The organism is Amedibacillus sp. YH-ame6 (assembly GCF_053848845.1).
In genome coordinates, this window is the sequence record NZ_JBSPEZ010000048.1 from 1 (window position 1) to 3,409 (window position 3,409).

Below are 3,409 nucleotides of genomic sequence, written 5' to 3' on the forward strand. Positions count from 1 at the left end.
ATCAAATTAGCATGAAAGAATTTATAGACCCATTTACGGGAGAAACAGTAAAGAAGTAGGAGACAACAAAAAAGCCCCTTTGAGGGGCAGTCAGTGAAAATGCTGTGGTTGTCAAATCTTCAAAGGACCATTATGGTCCACACAGCAAAATGCCCTTATAGGGCAGGTTCATACCACGTCTTCTAGGCGTGGTTATGATTCTTTTTAGACAAGTTACAAAAGTTAATGTGTTCCACTCATTTTTGTGATAAAATAAAAAAGACAGAAAAGAGGTGCCTATATGAAGAAGATAATATGTATAATGCTTTGTGTTTTTATGATGAGTGCATGTAGTATAGGACATCAGGCAGGAGATCCTATTGAACTTACTCCTCAAGAAGTCAATAATAAACTACAAGATGAAAAACAAAATACATTTATGTTATACCTAACAACTGATAATTGTTATGCATGTGAGGAGTATGTAAAGGTAATACAAGAAGTAGAAGATGAATCTCATTTTGATATATATTATGTAAATGTACCTTTGGAAGATGTGGATAATAATGAGAAATCTGCACTTGCGGAATTAGGAATTACAATTGGAAGCTATACCCAGTTACCTATGACCTTTTACTTTTATCAGGGAAGCCTGTTGCCTGAAAATAGAAAAGAAGGATTCATAGAGAAGAAGGATTTTAAAAAATGGTTGAAAGAACTTCACCTGATAAAATAAAAGATACACGTATGGATTCCGTAAATATAAAAGAAGATGTATGTGAAATATTGGAATCTATGGGAATTCAAAAAGGTATGGTGGTTTTACTACAGGCAAATATTCAAAAATTAGGATACTTAGTAGGTGGAGAACAAATGCTTATCGAAGCACTTATGGAAACGGTAGGCTATGATGGAACTATTGTAATGCCTTCTTTTACTCCACAAATGAGTGATCCCGCTTGTCATAAGAGAAATGTGGATCGTGACAGCTGGGAAAAGATTAGAGAGCATATGTTGCCATTTGATCGAAAACTTAGTGTATCCAAGTATGGTGATTCCTTTGTTCAACAATTCTTAAGAAACGAAGGTGTTGTGCGTTCCTATCATCCATTATATAGTTTTGCGGCATGGGGCAAATATGCCAAGCTAATTTGTGATAAACATCCCTTGCATTTTGGATTAAATCAAGATTCACCATTGGGTAAGATTGTGGAATTCAATGGATATGTACTATTGTTGGGGTGTAGTTATAAGGAAAGTGTTATGTTTCAGTTAGCACGTTATCATGGAGAACAATTACCAATTAAGATAGTAAGTGCACCAATTGAGATAAATAAAAAGCGTATCTGGAAGGATATGCTTGATTTGGAATATAATCAGAAAGATTTTGATGATATAGGAGAGGCTATGGAAGATCGCTACATTGTGAAGACTACCTATCTTGGTGGAGGATTATGTCGATTCTTTTCCGCTCGAGAAGCGCAAACCCTAGCAACTGCCTATTTTCATATTCATAAAGATTGAATTAGTAACTGTGCAAGTTTGGATAATGATTGAGCATCAATTTCATCAAAACGTGCCAATACAGGAGAATCAATATCAAGAACACCTAACAAGGTGTTTTCTTTTACAATCGGGATTACAATTTCAGATCGACTTGCGCTATCACATGCAATATGACCTGGGAATTTGTGGACATCCTCTACACAAAGAATTTCTTGTTTACATGCACTTGTGCCACAGACACCTTTTCCCATTGGAATATGCATACAAGCAACCTTACCTTGAAAAGGACCTAGTATCAATTCATCATCCTTAAATAGATAAAATCCGACCCAGTTAATCTTAGGTAATGCATGATATAAAAGAGCAGACATATTTGCCATGTTCGCTATTTGATTATGTTCCTCATATAATAGAGCCTCTAGTTGTGCATTTAGTTCTTTGTATAATACTTCTTTTTCACTCATTATGTTCACATCCTTTCCTTAAGTATATAAAAACCCTATAAGATTTGCACGTATTTTTTGTGCTACTTATAGGGAATGTTTATTTTGTAGGTGAAACTAAAGATGGGTTATGCTAAATCTGCTTCACTGTTACTAGCTTTGGTATATGCTTTAGAAATATTTTTTGCACTATCTGCAGTCATTTTGTACCAACTTTGTCCACACATCATTTCAAATACATCACGTTGTAATTGAGATACTGTTTGATACAATTTTTCCGCTTCCTTATATAGGGCAGCATTACTTGCTTCTTGTGAGAAGGTATTCATCTCTGCTTTCATGTGTTTTAAAGTAACCAATAAATTGGTTGAAATATCTTTTTCAGAATAGCTTTGAGAACTTGTTGACATTATTTTGCCTCCTTTTCTAAAATCTTAACCATGGTTTTGTATTGCTCTTTTAATTTCTTGTTTACATTTTTGAAGCAGGTTTTTACTTCTTCTGTTTGTAACATGTTCATGTCATTTGCAATGCGTTTGTTTAAAACTAGGGTCTGATCTAATAAATCAGATAAATATAAGACGTCTTTAGGTGTCAGCATAGTTTGTTGTTGTATAGTCATAGGGAAAGACTATACTCTCCTTTCGTTCATAGTATGGAAATAAAAATCCTAGGTATTCCTATGATTTCATAAAAATATTTGCTATAATATTGACTCGTGAGGAGGTAGAACATGGAATTGAAAGAAAGAGATCATGTATACATACAGAGTTACAAACATGATGGAAGTCTTCATCGCACTTGGGCAACTGGTTATGTCATTGAAGTTAATGAGAAGAGAATCGTTGCGGTAACAAACAAAACACTCGTGAGTGAATCTGATGGGCGTAAGTGGATTACTAGAGAACCTGCGATTTGTTTCTTCTATCCTGACAAGTGGTATAACATTATTTGTATGATACGAAAAACAGGAATTCATTATTATTGTAATTTGGCATCTCCTTCAATATACGATGGGGAAGCTATTAAGAATATCGATTATGATTTGGATGTGAAAGTTTCACCTGTTGGTAAAACCATGCTACTAGATGAAGATGAATATGATGCACATGCGAAAGAGATGGGATACAGCGAAGATTTAAAAAAAGCAATACGTTGTGGACTAGATCGTTTGATGGTGGATATTCGTTTACAGAATTCTCCCTTCGAGCATCGTGAAATTTCTAAATTGTATGATAAATATCTGCAATATATAGAAGAAGATAAACGAGGATTTTAAGGAAGAATAGAGCTTTGAAAAAGTTTTAAAAAAAAGTGAGAATATTTGTTGACACAGTTTGGGATGTATAGTATTATATACAGGCACTCAACGAGAGTGAAAACAAATCGGTCTTTGAAAACTGAACAGGAAATACGTTGATTTCAATGAGATATGAACATAATCATATTCCAGATAAACAAACAAAAAAAAACAAGACGTT

Annotated in this window: 6 protein-coding genes; 3 read left to right on the forward strand and 3 right to left on the reverse strand. The window is 34.1% G+C overall.

All coding sequences use genetic code 11. The features are described 5' to 3' along the window. Nucleotides 1–280: 280 nt before the first annotated feature. Together traF and ACWG0P_RS15955 are read left to right on the forward strand one after the other, a co-directional pair. Nucleotides 281–715, forward strand: coding sequence for a conjugal transfer protein TraF (gene traF / locus ACWG0P_RS15950; protein WP_455802552.1), 435 nt, complete (start codon nucleotides 281–283; stop codon nucleotides 713–715). Beyond that, nucleotides 685–1,503, forward strand: a complete 819-nt coding sequence (locus tag ACWG0P_RS15955; protein ID WP_455802553.1) for an aminoglycoside N(3)-acetyltransferase — start codon at nucleotides 685–687, stop codon at nucleotides 1,501–1,503. Before traF ends, ACWG0P_RS15955 begins: the two co-directional genes overlap by 31 nt. On the opposite strand, the gene ACWG0P_RS15960 is transcribed toward ACWG0P_RS15955, so the two are convergent. The 3 genes from ACWG0P_RS15960 to ACWG0P_RS15970 form a co-directional block, all read right to left on the reverse strand. Beyond that, on the reverse strand, nucleotides 1,491–1,949 hold the full coding sequence (locus ACWG0P_RS15960; protein ID WP_455802554.1) for a GAF domain-containing protein: 459 nt from the start codon (nucleotides 1,947–1,949) through the stop codon (nucleotides 1,491–1,493). The two genes, ACWG0P_RS15955 and ACWG0P_RS15960, sit on opposite strands and share 13 nt — an antisense overlap. Before the next feature lie 107 nt (nucleotides 1,950–2,056). Beyond that, nucleotides 2,057–2,338, reverse strand: a complete 282-nt coding sequence (locus ACWG0P_RS15965) for a spore coat protein (RefSeq protein WP_455802555.1) — start codon at nucleotides 2,336–2,338, stop codon at nucleotides 2,057–2,059. After that, nucleotides 2,338–2,529: an oxidoreductase gene (locus ACWG0P_RS15970; protein ID WP_455802556.1), complete on the reverse strand. Its 192-nt coding sequence runs from the start codon at nucleotides 2,527–2,529 to the stop codon at nucleotides 2,338–2,340. The genes ACWG0P_RS15965 and ACWG0P_RS15970 overlap by 1 nt, the downstream gene beginning before the upstream one ends. Before the next feature lie 132 nt (nucleotides 2,530–2,661). Here ACWG0P_RS15970 and ACWG0P_RS15975 point away from each other — a divergent pair, with 132 nt between their 5' ends. Beyond that, nucleotides 2,662–3,207, forward strand: a complete 546-nt coding sequence (locus ACWG0P_RS15975) for a DUF402 domain-containing protein (protein WP_455802557.1) — start codon at nucleotides 2,662–2,664, stop codon at nucleotides 3,205–3,207. Nucleotides 3,208–3,409: the final 202 nt, after the last annotated feature.